Annotated in this window: 16 protein-coding genes; 9 read left to right on the top strand and 7 right to left on the bottom strand. The window is 47.4% G+C overall.

All coding sequences use genetic code 11. The annotated features are described in order from the left end of the window. Nucleotides 1-95 precede the first annotated feature (95 nt). Nucleotides 96-803: a hypothetical protein gene (locus tag AC1XYH_RS19710; protein ID WP_483326472.1), complete on the top strand. Its 708-nt coding sequence runs from the start codon at nt 96-98 to the stop codon at nt 801-803. Between the two features lie 796 nt (nt 804-1,599). Here the strand turns inward: AC1XYH_RS19710 and AC1XYH_RS19705 are convergent. The 4 genes from AC1XYH_RS19705 to AC1XYH_RS19690 all read right to left on the bottom strand — a co-directional run bounded on the left by AC1XYH_RS19705 (nt 1,600) and on the right by AC1XYH_RS19690 (nt 6,697). Then, the gene (locus tag AC1XYH_RS19705; RefSeq protein ID WP_483326471.1) at nt 1,600-2,514 is read right to left on the bottom strand and encodes a Fic/DOC family protein; all 915 of its coding nucleotides are present in this window, start codon (nt 2,512-2,514) and stop codon (nt 1,600-1,602) included. Nucleotides 2,515-2,528: 14 nt separating this feature from the next. Beyond that, the gene (locus AC1XYH_RS19700; RefSeq protein WP_483326470.1) at nt 2,529-2,753 is read right to left on the bottom strand and encodes a hypothetical protein; all 225 of its coding nucleotides are present in this window, start codon (nt 2,751-2,753) and stop codon (nt 2,529-2,531) included. A gap of 50 nt (nt 2,754-2,803) precedes the next feature. Beyond that, nucleotides 2,804-4,939 (bottom strand): hypothetical protein, encoded by a 2,136-nt coding sequence (locus AC1XYH_RS19695; RefSeq protein WP_483326469.1) that lies wholly within the window; start codon nt 4,937-4,939, stop codon nt 2,804-2,806. Between the two features lie 291 nt (nt 4,940-5,230). Beyond that, entirely contained in the window at nt 5,231-6,697 is a 1,467-nt protein-coding gene (locus AC1XYH_RS19690; protein ID WP_483326468.1) for a hypothetical protein, read from the bottom strand. A 739-nt stretch (nt 6,698-7,436) separates the two neighbouring features. Between AC1XYH_RS19690 and AC1XYH_RS19685 the strand changes: the two genes are divergently transcribed. The 4 genes from AC1XYH_RS19685 to AC1XYH_RS19670 all read left to right on the top strand — a co-directional run bounded on the left by AC1XYH_RS19685 (nt 7,437) and on the right by AC1XYH_RS19670 (nt 11,212). After that, a complete protein-coding gene (locus AC1XYH_RS19685) occupies nt 7,437-8,201 on the top strand; it encodes a type IV secretory system conjugative DNA transfer family protein (RefSeq protein ID WP_483326467.1) in 765 nt (254 codons plus the stop codon). Further along, a complete protein-coding gene (locus tag AC1XYH_RS19680) occupies nt 8,189-9,394 on the top strand; it encodes an ATPase, T2SS/T4P/T4SS family (RefSeq protein WP_483326466.1) in 1,206 nt (401 codons plus the stop codon). The genes AC1XYH_RS19685 and AC1XYH_RS19680 overlap by 13 nt, the downstream gene beginning before the upstream one ends. 306 nt (nt 9,395-9,700) lie before the next feature. Continuing rightward, nucleotides 9,701-10,795: a plasmid segregation protein ParM domain-containing protein gene (gene parM / locus AC1XYH_RS19675; protein WP_483326465.1), complete on the top strand. Its 1,095-nt coding sequence runs from the start codon at nt 9,701-9,703 to the stop codon at nt 10,793-10,795. Nucleotides 10,796-10,816: 21 nt separating this feature from the next. Beyond that, nucleotides 10,817-11,212, top strand: a complete 396-nt coding sequence (locus AC1XYH_RS19670; protein ID WP_483326464.1) for a hypothetical protein — start codon at nt 10,817-10,819, stop codon at nt 11,210-11,212. Between the two features lie 44 nt (nt 11,213-11,256). Here the strand turns inward: AC1XYH_RS19670 and AC1XYH_RS19665 are convergent, their stop codons facing one another. Then, nucleotides 11,257-11,541: a hypothetical protein gene (locus AC1XYH_RS19665; RefSeq protein WP_483326463.1), complete on the bottom strand. Its 285-nt coding sequence runs from the start codon at nt 11,539-11,541 to the stop codon at nt 11,257-11,259. Between the two features lie 276 nt (nt 11,542-11,817). On the opposite strand from AC1XYH_RS19665, the gene AC1XYH_RS19660 reads away from it, so the two are divergent. Then, nucleotides 11,818-12,708, top strand: a complete 891-nt coding sequence (locus AC1XYH_RS19660; protein WP_483326462.1) for a hypothetical protein — start codon at nt 11,818-11,820, stop codon at nt 12,706-12,708. Nucleotides 12,709-12,747: 39 nt separating this feature from the next. Here the strand turns inward: AC1XYH_RS19660 and AC1XYH_RS19655 are convergent, their stop codons facing one another. Together AC1XYH_RS19655 and AC1XYH_RS19650 are read right to left on the bottom strand one after the other, a co-directional pair. After that, entirely contained in the window at nt 12,748-15,183 is a 2,436-nt protein-coding gene (locus AC1XYH_RS19655) for a DotA/TraY family protein (RefSeq protein WP_483326461.1), read from the bottom strand. Continuing rightward, nucleotides 15,180-15,677 (bottom strand): hypothetical protein, encoded by a 498-nt coding sequence (locus tag AC1XYH_RS19650; RefSeq protein ID WP_483326460.1) that lies wholly within the window; start codon nt 15,675-15,677, stop codon nt 15,180-15,182. Before AC1XYH_RS19650 ends, AC1XYH_RS19655 begins: the two co-directional genes overlap by 4 nt. A gap of 109 nt (nt 15,678-15,786) precedes the next feature. On the opposite strand from AC1XYH_RS19650, the gene AC1XYH_RS19645 reads away from it, so the two are divergent. Genes AC1XYH_RS19645 through AC1XYH_RS19635 form a run of 3 tightly spaced genes read left to right on the top strand, consistent with a single transcriptional unit; the run spans nt 15,787 to nt 17,961 of the window. Then, nucleotides 15,787-16,290, top strand: coding sequence for a type IVB secretion system protein IcmW (locus tag AC1XYH_RS19645; protein ID WP_483326459.1), 504 nt, complete (start codon nt 15,787-15,789; stop codon nt 16,288-16,290). Beyond that, nucleotides 16,287-16,910, top strand: coding sequence for a hypothetical protein (locus AC1XYH_RS19640; protein ID WP_483326458.1), 624 nt, complete (start codon nt 16,287-16,289; stop codon nt 16,908-16,910). The genes AC1XYH_RS19645 and AC1XYH_RS19640 overlap by 4 nt, the downstream gene beginning before the upstream one ends. Continuing rightward, a complete protein-coding gene (locus tag AC1XYH_RS19635) occupies nt 16,891-17,961 on the top strand; it encodes a hypothetical protein (protein WP_483326457.1) in 1,071 nt (356 codons plus the stop codon). The genes AC1XYH_RS19640 and AC1XYH_RS19635 overlap by 20 nt, the downstream gene beginning before the upstream one ends. Nucleotide 17,962: the final 1 nt, after the last annotated feature.

The raw sequence follows: 17,962 nt of genomic DNA, 5'->3' as shown, positions 1-17,962 counted from the left end.
AAACAGCAAAAGAGCATTATTTTTCACTTTTGCTTAGTTAGAGCCCTCCCCCGCTCCGATACCCTCCCCCAGGATTAAATAGCCCGAACCGTAAAATGAAGGTTCTTGAGCTAAAAGAGCGACTAATAGAGAAGCTGGAGGGATTTCGGATAGATCCGAAGACCTTGCCGCAGCTTGTCTATGCTCGCTACGCCAACAACCTTCCCGCGTCGATAGTTACCAAATCTGTAATCTACGCTGGCGCCAGGGCACCCAAGCATCACAAGCCACACATGATTCACACCCAACACCGTGAATCGCTTATTAAGGTGCTTAATCACCTCATTAAACGGCTTGATATCAAAACGCTCGAATGCCGCTTTGTTAATCCGAAGTACAATATTACTAGACCACTCTACAACGACGAGATAGCGCGCCACACGGGCCTTAATAGCCGCACTGTAAAGCGCTGCATGGGAACGCTAGTGAGGTCTGGCTACATCCTCAGGATGGCTAACACCAGGTTCATTCGGCTGACGTTCAATCTGTTTCGTGATCTTAAACTAAACATTGCATTAGAGACTCTTCGACGTAGAGCGCTTGGCCTTGAGAAACGCAATCTCAACACGCCATCAAGCACTCCTTCTAAGAATCGGTCACCTGACCGTTTCTCGCAATTACCAAAGACCGGCACCTATAGCCAAGCTCACAACCTTTGGAAGCACGAAGAAAGCCAGACTCCCGATCCCGAAACTGCAAAGCGTGGAATTGAGGGTCTGAAGTCAATTCTAGCTAAACGCAAAGAAGACCCTCCCCCCTCCTGACGTTTCGGACTCCGAAATTACATATTAGATAATCACCATTGCGTAGAAGGCCGCAGGAGCCTCTGTGGTCATTCACACCTCTAAACCCATAAAAGAGCACTACCTCATGCTCTATCGCGTCATATAAGCGATTACAGAGGGTCGATTTTGACCTCACTTCAACAAAATCTCATTTACAAGGACATGCTCACTTACTTTATCCACAGCCTGTCTAGAAATACTGTCACCCTTAACCCAGAAAATCTGACACCTATAGTAGTAGGGTTTAAAAACAATAAGTCGCTACGACATCTCTTTGAGATTTGACTACACACCCAAACCCAAACCCGGTTGATCAATCAAAACCAATGCTCGCCAACAGCTACCAGGTACGCGGCCTAGAATTTCGGAATCCGAAACTGCAAAACAAAAGACCGTGCTCAGCTGGTAACCATCGCTGAATATTTAACAAACCCCCTCCCCTACTCCGATCAGCACTCACGCTCAGAATGGATTCGATTATGTGGCATCGTCATTCAGGATCTATTCAGCTGGAGGTCATCAAGGTTGGGTCCAAGACTGGACAGATCTTTGAGGGCAGGATTGAGAGTTGAAGCTAGCAAGAAGCTCACGTGTGTATTTGTCACGAGGGTTTCTAGGAAGTAGGTGCTCAATATTTCATGAGGTGATCTAAGAATGTCTTCATTGCATATCGGCTGAATTAACTGCCTTAGAAAGAAACTCCTAGAATTTCGGATTCCGAAATCGAAAAATTACAGACACAAAAAAGGGCGCCTTAGCGCCCTTCTCAAGATGGTTAGTTCGTTGGGCCCCTGAGCCCCGGCCCAGAGTCTGTATCCATTCGCTGTAGAACGTCGTTTAACAGCGCGCTTCCGTGAGCCCTGTCATAGGAGCTAGCTTGTGAATGCTCAATACTCGTTGTAGCCCAATCACGCATGAAGCTCGTTCCAGCTTTTGAAAACTGCTCAAGGCTCTTAACAACTTCTATCTTGGCGAACCGCGCAAGCTTGTTGATATCAGCTGCAGACGTTATTTGGTCCACAGGAATAAGAGCACTATTGAGACCAACCTCGCGGATGATATTTGATGTCTTTAGCTTGATGCTGGCCGTGCTATGCAGATCAAACAGATCAACAGGCTTAACTGCAATACGCATCAACGTGTTCAAGCCCTTCGATTGACCATCCAATGCCATCTCAACTGCAGAGTTAAATGCATCGCCAGGTAGCTGTGACCACTCAACCTGCATGTCGTGGGAACTAGCCAGGGCATCAATGAAAGCTCGCGTAGTCCGTGCGTTACCGTCTGGGAATGGACTAATGGCATAGAGCTTTGTGTAGTAGTCAGCCATCTTGTCGGCAAAATCAATGCGTGTCATATCACCGAAGTTTTCGCTCTCAATTGCTTTCATCACCTTATTGGTGGAATCAACAACCTCTGACGCTTTTGTCATGGATATACTTGTTGTATTCCCAACCACCAATTCCGTGTCCCGAAATTGACCCGCCCACTCATACATATCACCTAGCAAGTGAGCGTGGATGTTCTTGAGGTGATCTGAATCAAATTTACCCTCAGGTAGGCCTTCTGCAAAAGCCAATGTTGTCAGCACCGCTTCAGCTTCATTGATGACAAACTGGTCAGTGATACCAAATTTGTTGTCGTACTGGATTTCACGGAACTTACCGATACCTTTAGCTTTATGGCTCATAGATAAGTCCTCGTTTAGTTTTTGGCTGCAGACAGACGATCAGTGATCATCTTGCGCGTTTCAGCTGGATCAAAATCATCAGCTGCTATGGACGTAAGCATGTGGGCCATAATCGCTTTGCCTTCTTCCGACTCAACCGCATAGCCACTGATCGCATTGGAATCAATTGCCGCTCCCATATTGCGGAGACGATTATTGACCCGTGCCAGTTGATCGTTGTTGTTGCTGTCATTTGTCATAACTAACTCCTAATGTGATTTGGTAGTGCTGGTTGCCGGTAAATTTTTGATTATTGAAATTTCGGAATCCGAAATGAATTGTGTCTATCCGTCATTTTTAGAAACCGCTCGCAATGCGCGTACTCCCTGCCTTGCTTGGTAAGCTCGCATTGAATTGCTGAGATGCTTGAATTGATAAAGCCAACGCTGATTCCTGTGTGCCTGGACAACAATATGCGCATGGGCTTGGATGCAATTATTTCTTCACCTAAGGTTGGCGATATCGTGACAAGGCCACTGAATTCAGATAGATGATCTTTCTTGAAGGTGTGACTTGCGAATGACCAGAAGGGGAGGGCGGTTAGCCGGTATTTGTCATCGCCAACTCGAACCATTTGGTAGCGCACACACAGATCACTGGTGTAGCCGCTTAGTAAATCTACGAGCAAAGACTTCAGGAAAAGATGAAGGTCGTGCGTGTCAAACCCGCTTCGATACAGTGAACGAAAGACTACTCGTATTAAATGTAGTGACTTACGGTTGCTTTCGATTCGTACCGAAAATTTCAGACCTTGGGGGTTATCCTTGGGAACAGTCGCAAGCTCCATCAACGCAACAGCTTCTTCAAGAATGATTGAGACCAAAGGCACCCTGTAAACAGATCCCTTTTCATTTTGGAAGCCTGGTACGTTTACTGTGCCAGCAACGCTAGTTATTCCATCATTCGCCAACGAAATTAGGTCAGTGCAGAATTGATGGGTATTAACGTCGCGGACATTTTTTAATTTCGGATTCCGTAATCGCAAAACCTCATTTGAATCTTCGTGACAAATGACTCTGCGCACGCTGCCCAGCCAATGGCTCACTAAAGCCTCATCTAGACGCATGTTGCGTATTAAATGTGGTTCATCCGTAACCTTGTCGGTAGATAACCAAGTCGCTGGTAGCAATCCCAACATTCTGCTTGTGGGCAAGTTTGTTAAACGTAAGGAGCGATTCTTTGATTCGCTTGCTGCAGGTAGCTTCTTAATTGTGTCCAGAAGCTCAGGATTAACACTCGCCGCATTACCTGACTTAGTAATCGTTAAGCCCATCAACTTAAAATGGCGTCCATCTGATTTTTGTAATCCCAGACGAGTCATTTCGTTTGCAACTAATCTTAAAGGGCACCAAGGCGATACTTCAGACGTGTGATGGCTAAAACCCTGAGTGATACCAATGCTGTCTATGGGTAACTGACTACCCGTCTCAGACGATCCGTAAAACAACGCGCCATCAACCTGATAAATCGAACCCGCATCGACCATCGTTTTCTTGCTTACTTGGTATGACTCACTTGGGTTAGAAGACACGGTTAACTGGTAGCTGCAGGATGTTTTAAAGCGGCTGAACAAATAACTTTTTTGAATTTCGGATTCCGAAATAAAATTGCCGGCGAAGGAGGGCAGTGCTCTGCCACTCACAGCTGCAGACATTGTTCGCATCACACCTGTGTCTCGCCACACTCTAAGCCAGCTCGACAACGCGGCATCTAGGCCTTGATGAGTACAGTTATTGAAATGATCACCAATCCTACGTTTTAGATTGAGATGCCACTTGTTCTTGCGGATCACATAACGCCGGTTAAGCCTTACCCCTGATGCCGACATCTCGTTGAGAAGCTTCCGCTCACTCTCTACAGCTTCTTCAAGGCCAATCAAAGGCCATTCATCAAGGTTAGCTAAACGTCCTCGACCCTTTGATTGTTCACGCATATTAAGCCTGACAAGAGATGGCCTAATCGAATGTGGCAGTGACGCCGCCATAATCTCAATGAAAACTGACTCCTTAACCCAATGCCGCTGCCAATCTCGTAAGCTGCTTTCAAGGGTTAAACCTTCGGGGGCTGTTTCAAGCATCTTCGCGCTTACTGCCTGGAGGTTATTAACCCTCAGATAGGTAGGCCAACGATTCTCAGAACTCAAAACTTTAGAATCGCCATCCACTAAATGCTCAAGCCTCAACAAAGCAGCTTCAAATTTCGGAGCCCGAAAAATCGGTTCATCTCCTGTACACAGTTCGTATTCTTGAATTGAGGGGAGTGTTGTCGGCAATTCGATAGGTGAGGCACCTAAGTAACGCGCAGTTGCCCGTGCGCTATGCCAAGCAGGCATTGGCTCTGAATCAACAGTCACATCACTTATTGAATGCAGTCGAAATCGACGCATCTAAAACCTCCACCATGCCAGCGGGATCACGCCTGAAATCGGCTGTTGGCATGCGGTACAATAACACTATACATATTTCAGGAGAAGCAACGACATCAGCTCAAAAGCGAACGATTAGCAGGACTATTAAGCTTTTGACATAGACGGGCTATGTCGTGCCATTGATTCTGTGAATGAAAGGCTGTTTGTCGATTGGGGGCAAAGACAACAAAGGGGTAGGGGGCAATAGAAACTTGGGTTTGAGACCAACGGATTAATCTTGGTAACCAGGTTGCTATATGCCCGAATACATCAACGCAGGTAAAAGCTCGATGCTCCGTCTCTACTGAAGCTACTGCCCTGCTCACTTTCAGTACCACTCATTCCACCAAATAAATCACCCTGCATGTACGCAGTGCGTAATGGATTGACCTTGTAATCCCACAGCTTGATTTCGTCAGCATCTCCCGGCCAAGGCCTTGGCAACACAAAGTCATACTCGCGGTCGCTGCTTTCCATCTTGGGGCCGTAGTACACCTGATTCGTCAACAATGAGTGCCCTAACATGGCGGCAAGCTCAAACCGTGTCAGGGAGACGCTACGTCTAATCTCTTCTGCAAACACATGGCGCGCGGTATAGAAGCCAACTGCACGAGTGTCGTCCACCATAACCATACCGCTGTAACTAGATTCCTCAACTCTCACCTTTGTCGCCTCAACATCGTTACCTTCGTCACCAAGGCTGTCTGATTTTGGGGGCAAGGGCTCCTGTGGTAACGAGTCACGACCTTTGGCGACATCCTCGGCCTTAGAGTTGGTTTTAATGGCTAGACGCTGTGCGCGCTTCCACGCGCGCCCTAAGGTCATCCGAGCACGGTTGTAATAAGCATCAAAGTCCTCCGCAGAACCCTGTATCTGATCTATGAAAGCCACTACCCTTTCAATTTGGTCCTTCGGCCATTTATCTAGCACAAGGTATCGCTTCTCGCGTAAGGGATTATCTTCACGACGACTCGACTGCTTCAACGTCATCACCTCTAACACTGGTCCCAACGTAAGCTTTGTCTCGGGATCAAAGAAAAGCTCTAAATACCGTGCTGTAGGCCATTCGTGTGGGCGCAGTCCAGTCATCATGCTCACCGTAAACATCAACGCTGCTTCTGGCCCTGCTTGGTAACGAGGCGTCCCTTTGGCCGTCACACTCAACAGTTGCTCTAACAAAAGCGACAGGCTCTCACGGTCAATGAACGATAAATACCGCGTGTTCCCTGGCAACAAATCATCTGAGGTGACCAACGACCTACTTGGGTCATAGGTCTTTGCTGCCAAGTATTCCGAGTCTGCAGCATCACTTGCCAACGCAGCCTCTTGCGAACTGGGTGGTTGCCAGTTCCTGATCATCAATGAGTCTGGGTGACCTATGGCGTCAAAGTAACTAGCAAGCCAACGCCGGTAGCACTTCGCTGTAGTCAAGCTCACACCCTTGCCACCAAACCGATCATTCAGCCAACAAAGTAGCTGTGTCATATCTATCCGGCAGTCATCAACGCCACCAGGTACATAACCAGCATCATCTACCACGCCGATTTCTGTACTCAATGTGTCCTCGGCAACAGATACAGCCACTTCGCTGCCAATAACCCGTTCATTGTTACCAGAGGATTTAGGTGCTTGGGATGCACCATCATGAGTTGGAGACACAGTGGCTTTGAGACAGTGCTCTTGGAAGCTAGATAACAAGCCTATTGCGCGGAATCTGATGTTTTCACTGATGGTCATTTGTAACCTTTTCTGGCAGCAACTGAGGTGTTGGCAAGCGGCTCCGCGATTCGGGTGTATCACCCAAATCACTAGACCCGTAATAGATTCGCACTGATTTTAAAGCAGTTCAGAGCGTGATACACAGTTCAGAATCACTATACCAAATAAAATCAGTACAAAGCGTGATACAGCGAACCACAGCTCACCTCTCGTGAGCTGTTTTTAAACCGTAGGTTAAGAGCTGATTAAGGCCGGTTCCATTTCACAACATCAGAATAATTTGGACCGGTAAGGGAGTCTTAGTAACTAGAAGGAAAAACACGGATAGGGAAGGACGGCAGGTTGTTGGCTCATGAGTTTTGCTGCTAGTAGCCAATTGGCTTAAAAGCAAAATATAAAGCTTTTTAAGGAATAATTGATTTTATTGGGCTTGTTAAGGCTTATTTCGCCATTATTGGCTAGTTTAGGTCATATCCGCCATTAGTGGTCGTTATGGGCATTATCAGACTATTTCGCCATTTTTGTATCACTCTATGCACTGTTTTTAGAGAAGCTACGCGATTTGAAAAGACCTCTTATGGGTCGCGTTAGGCTGTTTGAGTCCTTTTTGGCCTGATCCAGCCTTATGTGTCTAGTCTGGGATTGTATGGGCTAAATAAGGCTTTAGTGCCCACTTTGACCCTAATTTGCTTGCCATAAAAAAGCGACAGGTCTAATATTCAGCTATCGTTTAATAATATTGTACGAGGCTTAAATTATGGATTTTCCTGTTGTTGATGTTGAGTTGCCGTCGCAGCTTCAGACATCATCTGAATTGGAAGCGATGGTGAACCTGAAAGGTAGAGAGGTTGAAGATCGAGACGTTTCTACGGGTATCAGAATTCGTGCAATTAGGCAGGAGGGTTTGCGCGTTGGTGCTCAGACCGGCTTAGCAGCTCGATACTCGATGATCATGGAGTATTGGTCTTCAGTAGAAGAAAAGCTGAATGTGACATTCAGTTTTACTGGATTCGTTCGTGAAGGGCGCTTGCTCATGCCAGCCATAGTGCAAGTTGATAACGCACTGAGCTATGACCCAGAGACAGGAGCTGCTACCCAGGTCCAGAAAGCTTACACAGTTGAAGAGGAAGCACGGGTTGTAACGTCAATACCCACATGGCGTGATTATGTTTACCAAGTCTATGAACGCCCTGAAGCACCGCATGAAAGTCTTTTGCCTCGGAATGACGAAGAGGTAGATGAGTGGAAGAAGGCCTTACGTGAAGGGTGGACGGCTGGCGTTTTTCAGGCTGATCAGATTTACGAGGATCGAGTTAATCAGCTGGTTAGAGCTGTAGAGGGGCGTCACCTCTACAGAACTCTTGAAGCTAAAAATATGATTTCTCCTGCCGCACTGCGGGTTGAATCAAACCGCGTAACCTTTAATGGTCGAACCATGAATATCGGTGAGACCATTTACATGGTTGGTGGGGATGCTCAGTACAATACAGCAGCTGACTGGAAGCCTGTATGGACACGCTGAGTACTGCAGCACCAGACGCTTCAACCATTGGGGCTAGAGGCGAGCTTGCTGAGGTCACGTTTTCAGACCCTATACGAATGGGTCTCGAAAGCCTGAACGAGATGCTGCACTACTGCCTAGCGAATGGGGTCGAAGATCTGATATTACAGTCGGGTTCACCTTGGTCTGTTATTTGGTCTTCAAGAGTTGTTTATAGAGGGTCGCGGAAGCTAACTACGGAAGAGCTTGAAAGTTTGGTCAACCTGATGACCTCCAATCCTAATGCATCGCTTGATCTGATCCGCGCTGAGCCTTGTGATTTCAATTATTCGTTGAACATTGGCCGTGGTGTTCATGTTCGCTTCCGATCTTCCGCAACAGGTTGTTTAGGGCTACACGGAAAAAGTGGTCTTGAAATTGTCATGCGTCCTAGTACTTCACAAACGCCCACGATGGACGACCTAGAGGTTCCTACTTATATCAGGGACAACTGCATGCCTTCGACAGGGATCGTCCTGATTTGTGGACCTACTGGATCTGGTAAAACCACCCTACTAGATTCGATTTTGCGTGAGCACGCCACCGCTGAGCAGGGTAGGCACATCCTTACCTTCTTCTCACCTATAGAAAACGACCTCAATAACATCCCTGATCGAACCGGAATTATTTCGCAATGCGAAATAGGTCGTCAGGGCTATGGTGCCCACCTTCAGAGCTATTCAGACGCGGTTCGGAATTTCTTGCGCAGGCACCCTCACGTAGTTGTGTTTGGTGAAGCTCGTGACAAGGAAACGATTGAAGGGGCTGTCTTCGCATCTATGACAGGACATTCGACCTACACAACCACACATACATCGAATGTTCACATGGCCATAGCCCGAATGGCTGATGTCTTTAGCGGTTCAGACCGTGTGCGGATTACTAATGCACTAATCGACAACACTCGTTTGATCGTCCACCAACGCTTGCTTCGTCGCCCGAATAACATAGGTCGCTGTGCTATCCAATCTGCCTTGGCACTGACGATGGATATGCGTAGTGAGCTGCTAGCTACACCTATTGATTTGATGCCTTCATTGATCCACCGGTTCACTAAAGATCATGGGATTAGTCTGATTGATGATGCTCAGCGTCAGTACGAGCGTGGTCTTATTCATGGCAATGAAATGATAGCTCTTGAAGCAGAAATGAAAGCAGACAGGTTGGCGTCCTGATGCCCCTAAAAATTGATAACGAAACGGTTTTCACAAGCCATGCGAGCAAAACGTCAAAGGTCAGCCTAAAGATCATCGAGGCACATACAAGCGTACTCGTTCCCTTGTTGGTGTTACCGCTGTCCCCCACGCTTTTCACATTAAAGATAGTCGCGGTCCTGATTCTGATTCTGGTTTTGTTAGAACGAAAGGGCTGGACCATGAAAATAGCTATTAAGCGATTCCGGTCGAAGCTTGCAGGCCGGTATCGCAGTCGTAAAACACGCTCCCAATTGATCCGTAGAATGAATAGAAGGTGATTGAATAATGGCTGATACGAAAAAGGTTCAAAAGCAAACTGCCGCATTTCGCTTAGTAGCTGATGATAATGGTTATGCAGATCACAAGTTTGCCTGGTACTCCGATGATGGAACGATTCTTACAGGTAAGGTGCCTTCTCTTATCCAAGTTGGCGGCGTGGGGCTAGGTAAAACCACTGGTGAACGTGTAGGCGCTTATATGTGTGACGGTGTTGAGTACACCTGCTCTGCGGCTATCAACGACCGCATGGACATCAGAAATGCTGATTACCCAACATCAGTAGCTAACCGCGTATTGTTCAATCACGGTCTTACCCGGTTTGGTTTGCTCGGCATCCCGGTGAGAGCGGCGTTGACTCTTCCTATCCGTGATTTCTTCTCTGATGGGGGGGTGATTAACACAGCACTGCGTACCGCTAGCGCAGAAAGCTTAAGCAAGAGGAACGTTGAGGTTGTTGGCTGTGAAGCTCAACCTGATGTGGTCAGCGTGCAGATTTACGCTGAGGCATTAAGTGCCTGGTTCGACTGGGCCATGACAGATACCGGTGATTACTCTCAAGACTACATTGAGATGGAGGAAACTCTTGGCGAAGTGCTTGTTGTAGATGTGGGGGGGTCAACTACAGATCTATTAAGCGTGCAGATGATCAACGAAACCGGTGATGGCGAAATGATCATCAACAACGGTAAATCCGGTACAGAGAAGGTTGGTGTCATTGATGCCAAAGCAAAGCTTGAAGAACTCATTCGTAAAAAAATGCAAAGCGAAGGGATTGAGGGAATCTCAGGTCACGGGTCTACCTTTCCTAGTCATTGGCTTGAGCGCGTATTGAGTACGGGCAAAGCGTCCTACAGCGGCAGAACTTGGGATTTTACTGAAGAGCGTGATACCGCGTGCCGAGGAGTGGCAGAGCGTATAAGTGGGTTTATTAAAACTCGTGTGGGCTCAACTGCAACCTATCAAAGTATTCTGGTTGTTGGTGGCGGCGCGATTGTGTTTCGTAAGTGGCTTGAACTGCTTCTGCCCAATGCAGATTTTAAGGATGAGTTCGCTAACGCTCGTGGCTTGTTGAAGTTTATGAATTCACAGCAGCAGGTCTAAAACATGGCGGGAGCTAAGGGAGTGGCCGCTTTCAACGAGCGGGTTTATATCAGGTTCCAGCCTGGAAAGGCTGGAACACACAATGATGCTCTCATTGCCGAGCTGGTAGAGAGTCTTGATCTGAAGAAGTCGATGGGCGTTCATCAGTCATTTATCAAACAGGCAATTTTTGAAAAGTTCATGCGCGAGCGGGAGGCGGGATTTAATGAGGCGATACCGGCACCTCAGCAAAGACAGGCTGCTGTAACACATGAACAAGCTGTTAGCGTTTCCTCCGCCACACCCAATAAGTCTCAAAGCACAGATAATGAGCTTGAACCGATTGTGGCTAGCGTGTCGGTTGCAGGAGAAGTTGAGAGCCGTATGTTGGCGCCATCTAGAAAGCCTACAACGGGCATGAAAAATTTGATGGGTTGAGTACCATTAGCGTTATCAGGCTGTCCACCTGGACGGCCTTTTTTTCATTTTGAAGCAGTCAGAATGTTTTTTAGTGATGTGTTGTACGCCCCTCCATGAACCTCTATCAGCAGTAGAACCGCCTCATTTCTATTCAACTCAATGTTCCAGTCTAAAGATTGTGCAAAGCACTCGAACTTCCGCAGCATGATTCTCTGTTGATTACTGAGCTTCACAGTCAGATTCGTTTTTGTGCCAGGATCAGGTGTGAGCTTATCTAGTAGTTTGCTGATTATTGATATAGAAACAGCTTCCTCAATAGCACCCTCTTTAAGCGTATCGTCAATCAAGGCGCGCAACCATGCAGCGCGGCTAGGGGAAGCACGATTCACAAAGCTAAGTAGTTCAGCGCCCTGATCCATCGTCTGGGCGGTTGAAGGGGTGAGCCGTATAGTAGTGTTGAAGCTCTGAGGTAATGAAGGTCTGCCACCCTTATTCGTGTTGATAATGAAGCTCCTTTACTTGCATTAGTAATGCAATATTATATTGACATACAGCGTTTAACAATCTAATATTAGCACATGGGATTAGGAATTAGCAGCAGTATTCATGTAGAGGGTTTCCAAATGAGCCAGAACAGAAATTACCTTGAAGAGTTCGCTTTAACTGTCCGCCAAATTGGCGACAACGTGTCGCTCCCAGCCTTTTGGGAAAAGAATTCGCAAGAATGGGGGGTCTCTCCTGCAGTACAGGCGGGGATAGTTGGTTTGTATCGTGATGGTCGGCTTTCTTGCAGCGGCAAGCCAGGTAGCATGACCTTTTATACCACTGGTAGCAGTAATCCTGTTGCGCGGATGTTTAGCAAAGTTACCACGTATCGGCAGGTATTCTTCACAGCTCTGTTCATGGTTGTGCTCATGCAGGTGCTTTTGAGCCAGTCTGCTTGGATAACCGATGTGATCGCATTGTGCTTAGCCTGCATTGGGCTGGTAGGTTATTTTTCAAAGGTTTCTCAGTCCTACTACAGCGGCGTTCTGTCTGCTTGTGTACCTGGACGGGGATCGCGTCTTAGCTACTTGGGTGTGCTTGGTATCTATAACGCAGGTTGGTTCTCAGCGGGGGGTTACATTTATCTTTTGATCAAGAGGTTGGCTGAGTCTGAGTATGTCAGTGCTGGCGGGGTAGGGCCGCTCTACAGCGTAGTTGAAGACGTTATCGTGGAGATGCAGGGGGTGTTTTCCAACCTAGCGACAAAGGATGCCATAGAGCTTATAACGGCACTTGGGATCGTCGCTATCTCCTATTGGGTAGTGAAGCTGGGCGCTGCATTAACAGGGGTATTTTTCTCCGGTTTGGGTTTTGAAGGTAGCTACAGCACACTTGCACGGCATAACCTTTACAACAAATATCTAGGTCGTTCAGAGATAGTAACTTCCAAAGGTTTTGCATCACTGTTTGTTGTTGGCTTGTTAGTTTGTACCTTCCTTATGGGTAGTCAGATTCAGTCCTATCTTTAAGAGCATCAAGCAAAAGGCCCGGTGAACCGGGCCTTTTTTTTAATTTGGCATTGGAGCCTTACCCCCGCCACCTGTTGTTGGTCTAGGTTGAGCGTTTCCAGCGCCGCGCATTCCCCCTTCAGCTTTGTAGCCGAAAGAAGTAACCATCGCTGTTACTCGATTGGTGCCGTTTTCGTCACCTGTGACTTCCTGGCCACCGTTTACCCACCGTAAACCACGCTCAAATAATTCATTCGGCAGTGAGAAAACCCGCATTGCAATACTGTATGCGAGGAAGGAGAGGGCGAGCATTCCACCAATGATAATGAATGGAGACGTTAGAAACCCTGACGAGATAATTCCTTGCATGTAGCTCGATAGCCACTTCACCAGGACACCGAGAGGGTAGATTACGACGAGTACAGCGAAGAAACCGGCTGATCGCAATATTGGGTTCAGGTACAAGCCAATCATGAGCATGTAACCCTGACGTGTATGCTCAGACCCCCAGCCCTCTTTTTCAGCGGTGCCGTGAGCAGACAACCATATTGGTGAAATTAACAGGCATTCGATATAAAACAGAATCCACGAGACGACACCCATAAGCCAAAAGAATAATGGGATGCTGGGTAAAACAACGGCCAAGATAAAACCGGCAATGACCAACGGCCCGAGAAGACCCTTGACTAGCTCTGCGTATCCCTCAATCGCGACATAAATGCCTTCTGCAACTCCTTTAGCTACCCCTGAAGCTGGACTGGCAACAGCTGAAATAACCTTACCAATTATCGGGATACCTGAACCCGCATCCCCAACTTTTTCGGCAACGTGTTGAACCGTAGTGTTAGCTGCAGCTGCAGCTGCAGGAACTAGAACTGTTGCGTGATAGCTAAGATCAATGAAGGAAACAAGACCTTGACCGGTAGATTGCATTTGGTTCACAAAGTCACCGTCATCATCGGTAACAAGATAGAGCATGACTGACTGTGAGAGACTAGAAATCCAAGACTTAAAGAAGCCAGACCCAGAGCTACCGGCTTCAGTAATGCTCACGATCTTGCCAAATGAATTGCCATCCAACGGCGGGGGCGTAAGCGACTTAGCAGCATCCAGCATTGCACGGTAACGCAGCATTAGATCGCCCAAGCGTTCATCGTTTTCAAATTGACCATCGCTCTGTGCTTCGATGTAATTTGGGCTAAGTGTTCTGGCAATCGTATTGATTAGCTTCTGATCGTTAGATTGTTGCCAGTACAAGGTGCCTAGAGCTGTCCAGCCAAGCGCCTTTATCTCTTCAGCCCATGCTCTACCTTGGTTGTCGGTAGCTACCGAGCTACGCGCAGCATTAACAGCTTCAGAAACTGCCTTTTGTACAGCAACGTTTGCCTTGGAGTATAAGGCGTTTAATTTTGCTGAGGCTGATGTAGCGTACTGGTTCGATTGAGTACTCATGCTGCTGAATGACTCTGGACTTCCAGTACCGTCTTGGAGACTCGCGAGCGAGGATGAATCGCTAGCTAGGATTTGGGCTATAGCTGCGGCATCTGAGCGGATGGTATTGAATATACCAGTGAATTTTTGAGTTAAGAGCCTTGAGGCGACCTGTTCACTATTCTTCGACCGAGTGAGGGTATCTGCACCTGAAGTCCATTTATTGCCAGTAAAGAATTCCTGAGCGCCCTCCATTACCGTTGTTTCAGCACCAGGTGCGGTTATCTCTACAGCGCCACAATAATTAGGGATTGGTGCTGATACGCGGTACGAGCTGGTATCCGTGTAGTCGTAAGAAAAATAAAAGGTTTCACCAACCTGCTTGGTATTAACAGTTACAGCTTCACGACGAAGGCTTGTGTTGGTATGCAGCATACAGAGTTCGGCGGCAACAACCCCATTCACCAGATTCTTGTTGTCAGCCATTAAGGGTGGTGAATAGGCGCCATACGAGACCAAGTGATCAATACCCTTACCGCTCAAATATGATCCGTGCGTGTTGCCGTATTCAGCAATTTTGGTTACACCGTGTTGAAGGGTGCTATAGCCAGAGCCGAGGGGAACAAGAAGAATCGTAGCAACTGAAATTCGTATTGGCATCCAGAATGACGAGATTACTTGTCCGCCAGGAACACCCTTGTTGGCTGTCTGTATGACGAAATTGGCCCCGCCGACAACAGCTAATGTAGCCATAACAAATAGTGAGATTACACATATCACTTTTGCGATTGTGGCAAGGAGAGAAGGGGTGTCGTAATCCCCTTTTTCGTAGCTTCCATAGGTAACAAAATTCAAAAGCGCTTGACCAAAATCCTCAGGCCCAGCATTCATATTCCCAAGACTGTTGGCCGAGTCTGTGGCTTGAATGACCATCTCATCTGATACAGCTTGAGCACTTGCTGTGTCGCACGTAAAGAGCACGAATAACAGCAGCAAGGCCGCTATCAGGTATTGGCCCAGACCTTTCTGATTCTGAGTGGTGACACCTTGATAGCTATTCATCATCTTTGTTCCTTCATGTAGCCGTGACTTGGACCACGCTTTAAAAGCTCTTCATCGCATAGACAGATTGTTCTATAGCTGGTGAAGGTTCTCGCTACTCCAAGAGCTAGGAGCGGAAGGCCGAACATTAATGAATCATTAAACCAATGACCGTGAGTGATAGCGGCGTATCCCCCTTTCACCAATAAAAGGACAGACCAAAGGCTTATCACGGAGAAAAGGACTAAAAATAGCTGATGACCACGGCTTGTTTTTCTTAGCAACTCACTGCGTATATCCGCACAGGGAATGGTCGTTCGCTGTAGCAGAGCCTCATCGCGAATAATCTTTCTGAGCAAAGGGAAGGAAGATCGACGCTTTATATCCTTCATATTTCGGGTGAGCAGGTAAAAGCCCGTCACACGTGAAGCAATGCCGGGTTTCTCTACAAGGCCATCGGCGGGCCTGACGTTTTCTCTCGTAGGTTTGTTTACTTCTATCTTGTGCTCGCTGCTCATGGTCTCAGCCCTTTCAAGCGCCGGCTCAGGATGGTTAGCGCCTTGTGGTCCTATGGTATAAGATTATTGTATGATATAAAACAACCTTTCTCATCCTCACGGAGTTCCTGTGAACATCCAAGTGCATAGCGGCATAAATCCACACCCTACGTCCGAGTTAAGCGCTGTCAGGGTTGCCCAGTGGTGGGCTGAGACCAGTCCTTCAATTGCAAAGCTAACGAGCTGGATGGATTCAAAAGAATCATGGGTTCAAGAACCTGATGACGAGTTCATTTTTCTTCTTGGTGAGGTTGTTGATCGGCTGGATCATCCTGAATTTGTGACAGCTATCGAGGGCGAGCTTGCAGCTGATGTTGCAAGACTATTTGCGCTTTTATGCTCTAGCCGTTTTCTACGGCTTATGGATTTATTTGAAAGACGTACCCCCGGTATCGCTTCCCGCTTGGTTTTCATTCTTGGTCGCCTTGGTGGTGAATCAAAAATTTACTCGGATTTGTTCTGTGAGCGATTGATGGTCGTTCACCGTTTTGAGCTTCTAGAAATTGTATTTTCCGCGCGTAGAGCTAAGGCCATAGCAAGCGCTATGCGTGTTATCGGGGGTGTTGATTCATGATTTTTAGAAGTGCTTTAGCAGTTGCTTGTCTATCAGTTACGGCCTTTTCAGCCTATGGGCAAGAACCTGAGCTTGATACCCAGGAATGTGCTTTGACACGCGCAATGGATGAAAAGCGGGCTGAGGTCAGAAGCCGTAATTCAGAAATGACCAAGGTTGGGATCGAAGAGCGAAACAGTACTGTTATTGACAACATGCCAACGATTCAAGAGGGAGCCTGCCTAGATCAAATCTACAAAGTCATGGAAAGCATTCAGAACAGTATGCAGTCGCCAATGGGCTCGATCATCTCCAAGGCTTATTCCCAACAGATTGCGAACATGATCAACAACATGACTTGTCGTGAAGCTGAGCGCTATTACAAAGAGGTGATGGGAACAAAGCTCGCTGAGCTTGATGACCGCTTTGGTTTGATTGGATCTGGTGGGCAAGTCACGGGTTATGACGAAGGAAAGACCACCAGTATTGATGTTGGTAAAGCAATTGAGATGGGTCGGGAGGCAGCTGGTTCTGTTAGAAATTTACCCTCAGCACCACCGGGTCGAGCACCGGCCAGCTCAAGTGGAACTTCTTCAGCACCGTCAAGCGAGGGCGTTCGTAATGCGATTAATGGTCTGTAAATCGACATTTTTAATGGCTCTACTTTTGTTGTCATCGAATCAGCTGCGAGCGCAGTCGATGGATGGCGGCATACCTGTTTTTTGCGATAACTGTGCGATTGCAACACAAAACGGAGCCATAGCTATAGGAGAGCAAATTCGAGGTCAGACTAAGATCCTTCAGGAGGCGCTGAATTATCAGTTGAATACCTCGGAGTACAACGCTGGTGTTCGCGAGGCTGCTATCGAAGATACGCGCGCGGCCATGCATGAAGAAAGAACATTGGGTAAAGGGAGCATACCGAGAGATACATGCGCGGTTTACTCAGCTACAGGGGGTAGGGCTCAAGGGTCAGCCAGCTCTGGTGCTATTCGTGAGCATCTATCTAAAAGCTCAATGACTCACACACGGCAATCACGGGCCTTACCGCTTGGTGAGCCCAGAACAGCCTATTCGGTAGAAAGAGTCATATCTGAGCTTGATGACGAAGACCTATTGGTTGGTGAGGCTCTTATGTCAGACAAACCCTTAAACCCCGAGGATCAAGAGGCTTACGCGGACCTAAAGCGGCTACAAAATATAGTTGCCGTTCCTTTCCCAGTGCCAACACCTTCTGAGGTTGAGATAGAGCGTGTAAAGGAACATGGCACGCCGGTAGAGCGCGAGCAGCTGGCGGCTAGTATTGCTTTGCAACGTAGGCAGGAGCTTGCGGCCTTTGTTCTAGACGCGATGACAGAAAGAAATACACAACGGATCGACCCAGCTGGTATGGAACAGCTTCTTGAGAATCGAATTGGAGCCGAGAACGTTGAAGCTTTGAATTTGGACGAAAAGCTTTCACCAAATCAACTCGATGAGATTTTAAACACATACAGGGTTCAATCACCTGAATGGTACATCGACGTTGCTGAGTCAGAGGACGTTATCAAGCTCGCACGCGATCAATCAATGATGCAGGCCGAGATGCTTAATAGCATTTGGGAGCTTAGGAAACTCATCGCCCAATCATTGAAGTTGGATGCTTATGACAGCATTCGTGATGTCTCACAAACCGGCTTGATGTCGAGGTAAC

The sequence above is a fragment of the Pseudomonas sp. GW-45 genome, assembly GCF_056896675.1.
The sequence above is the reverse complement of the archived record's forward strand: the minus strand, read 5'-3'. Positions and strand labels throughout refer to the sequence as shown.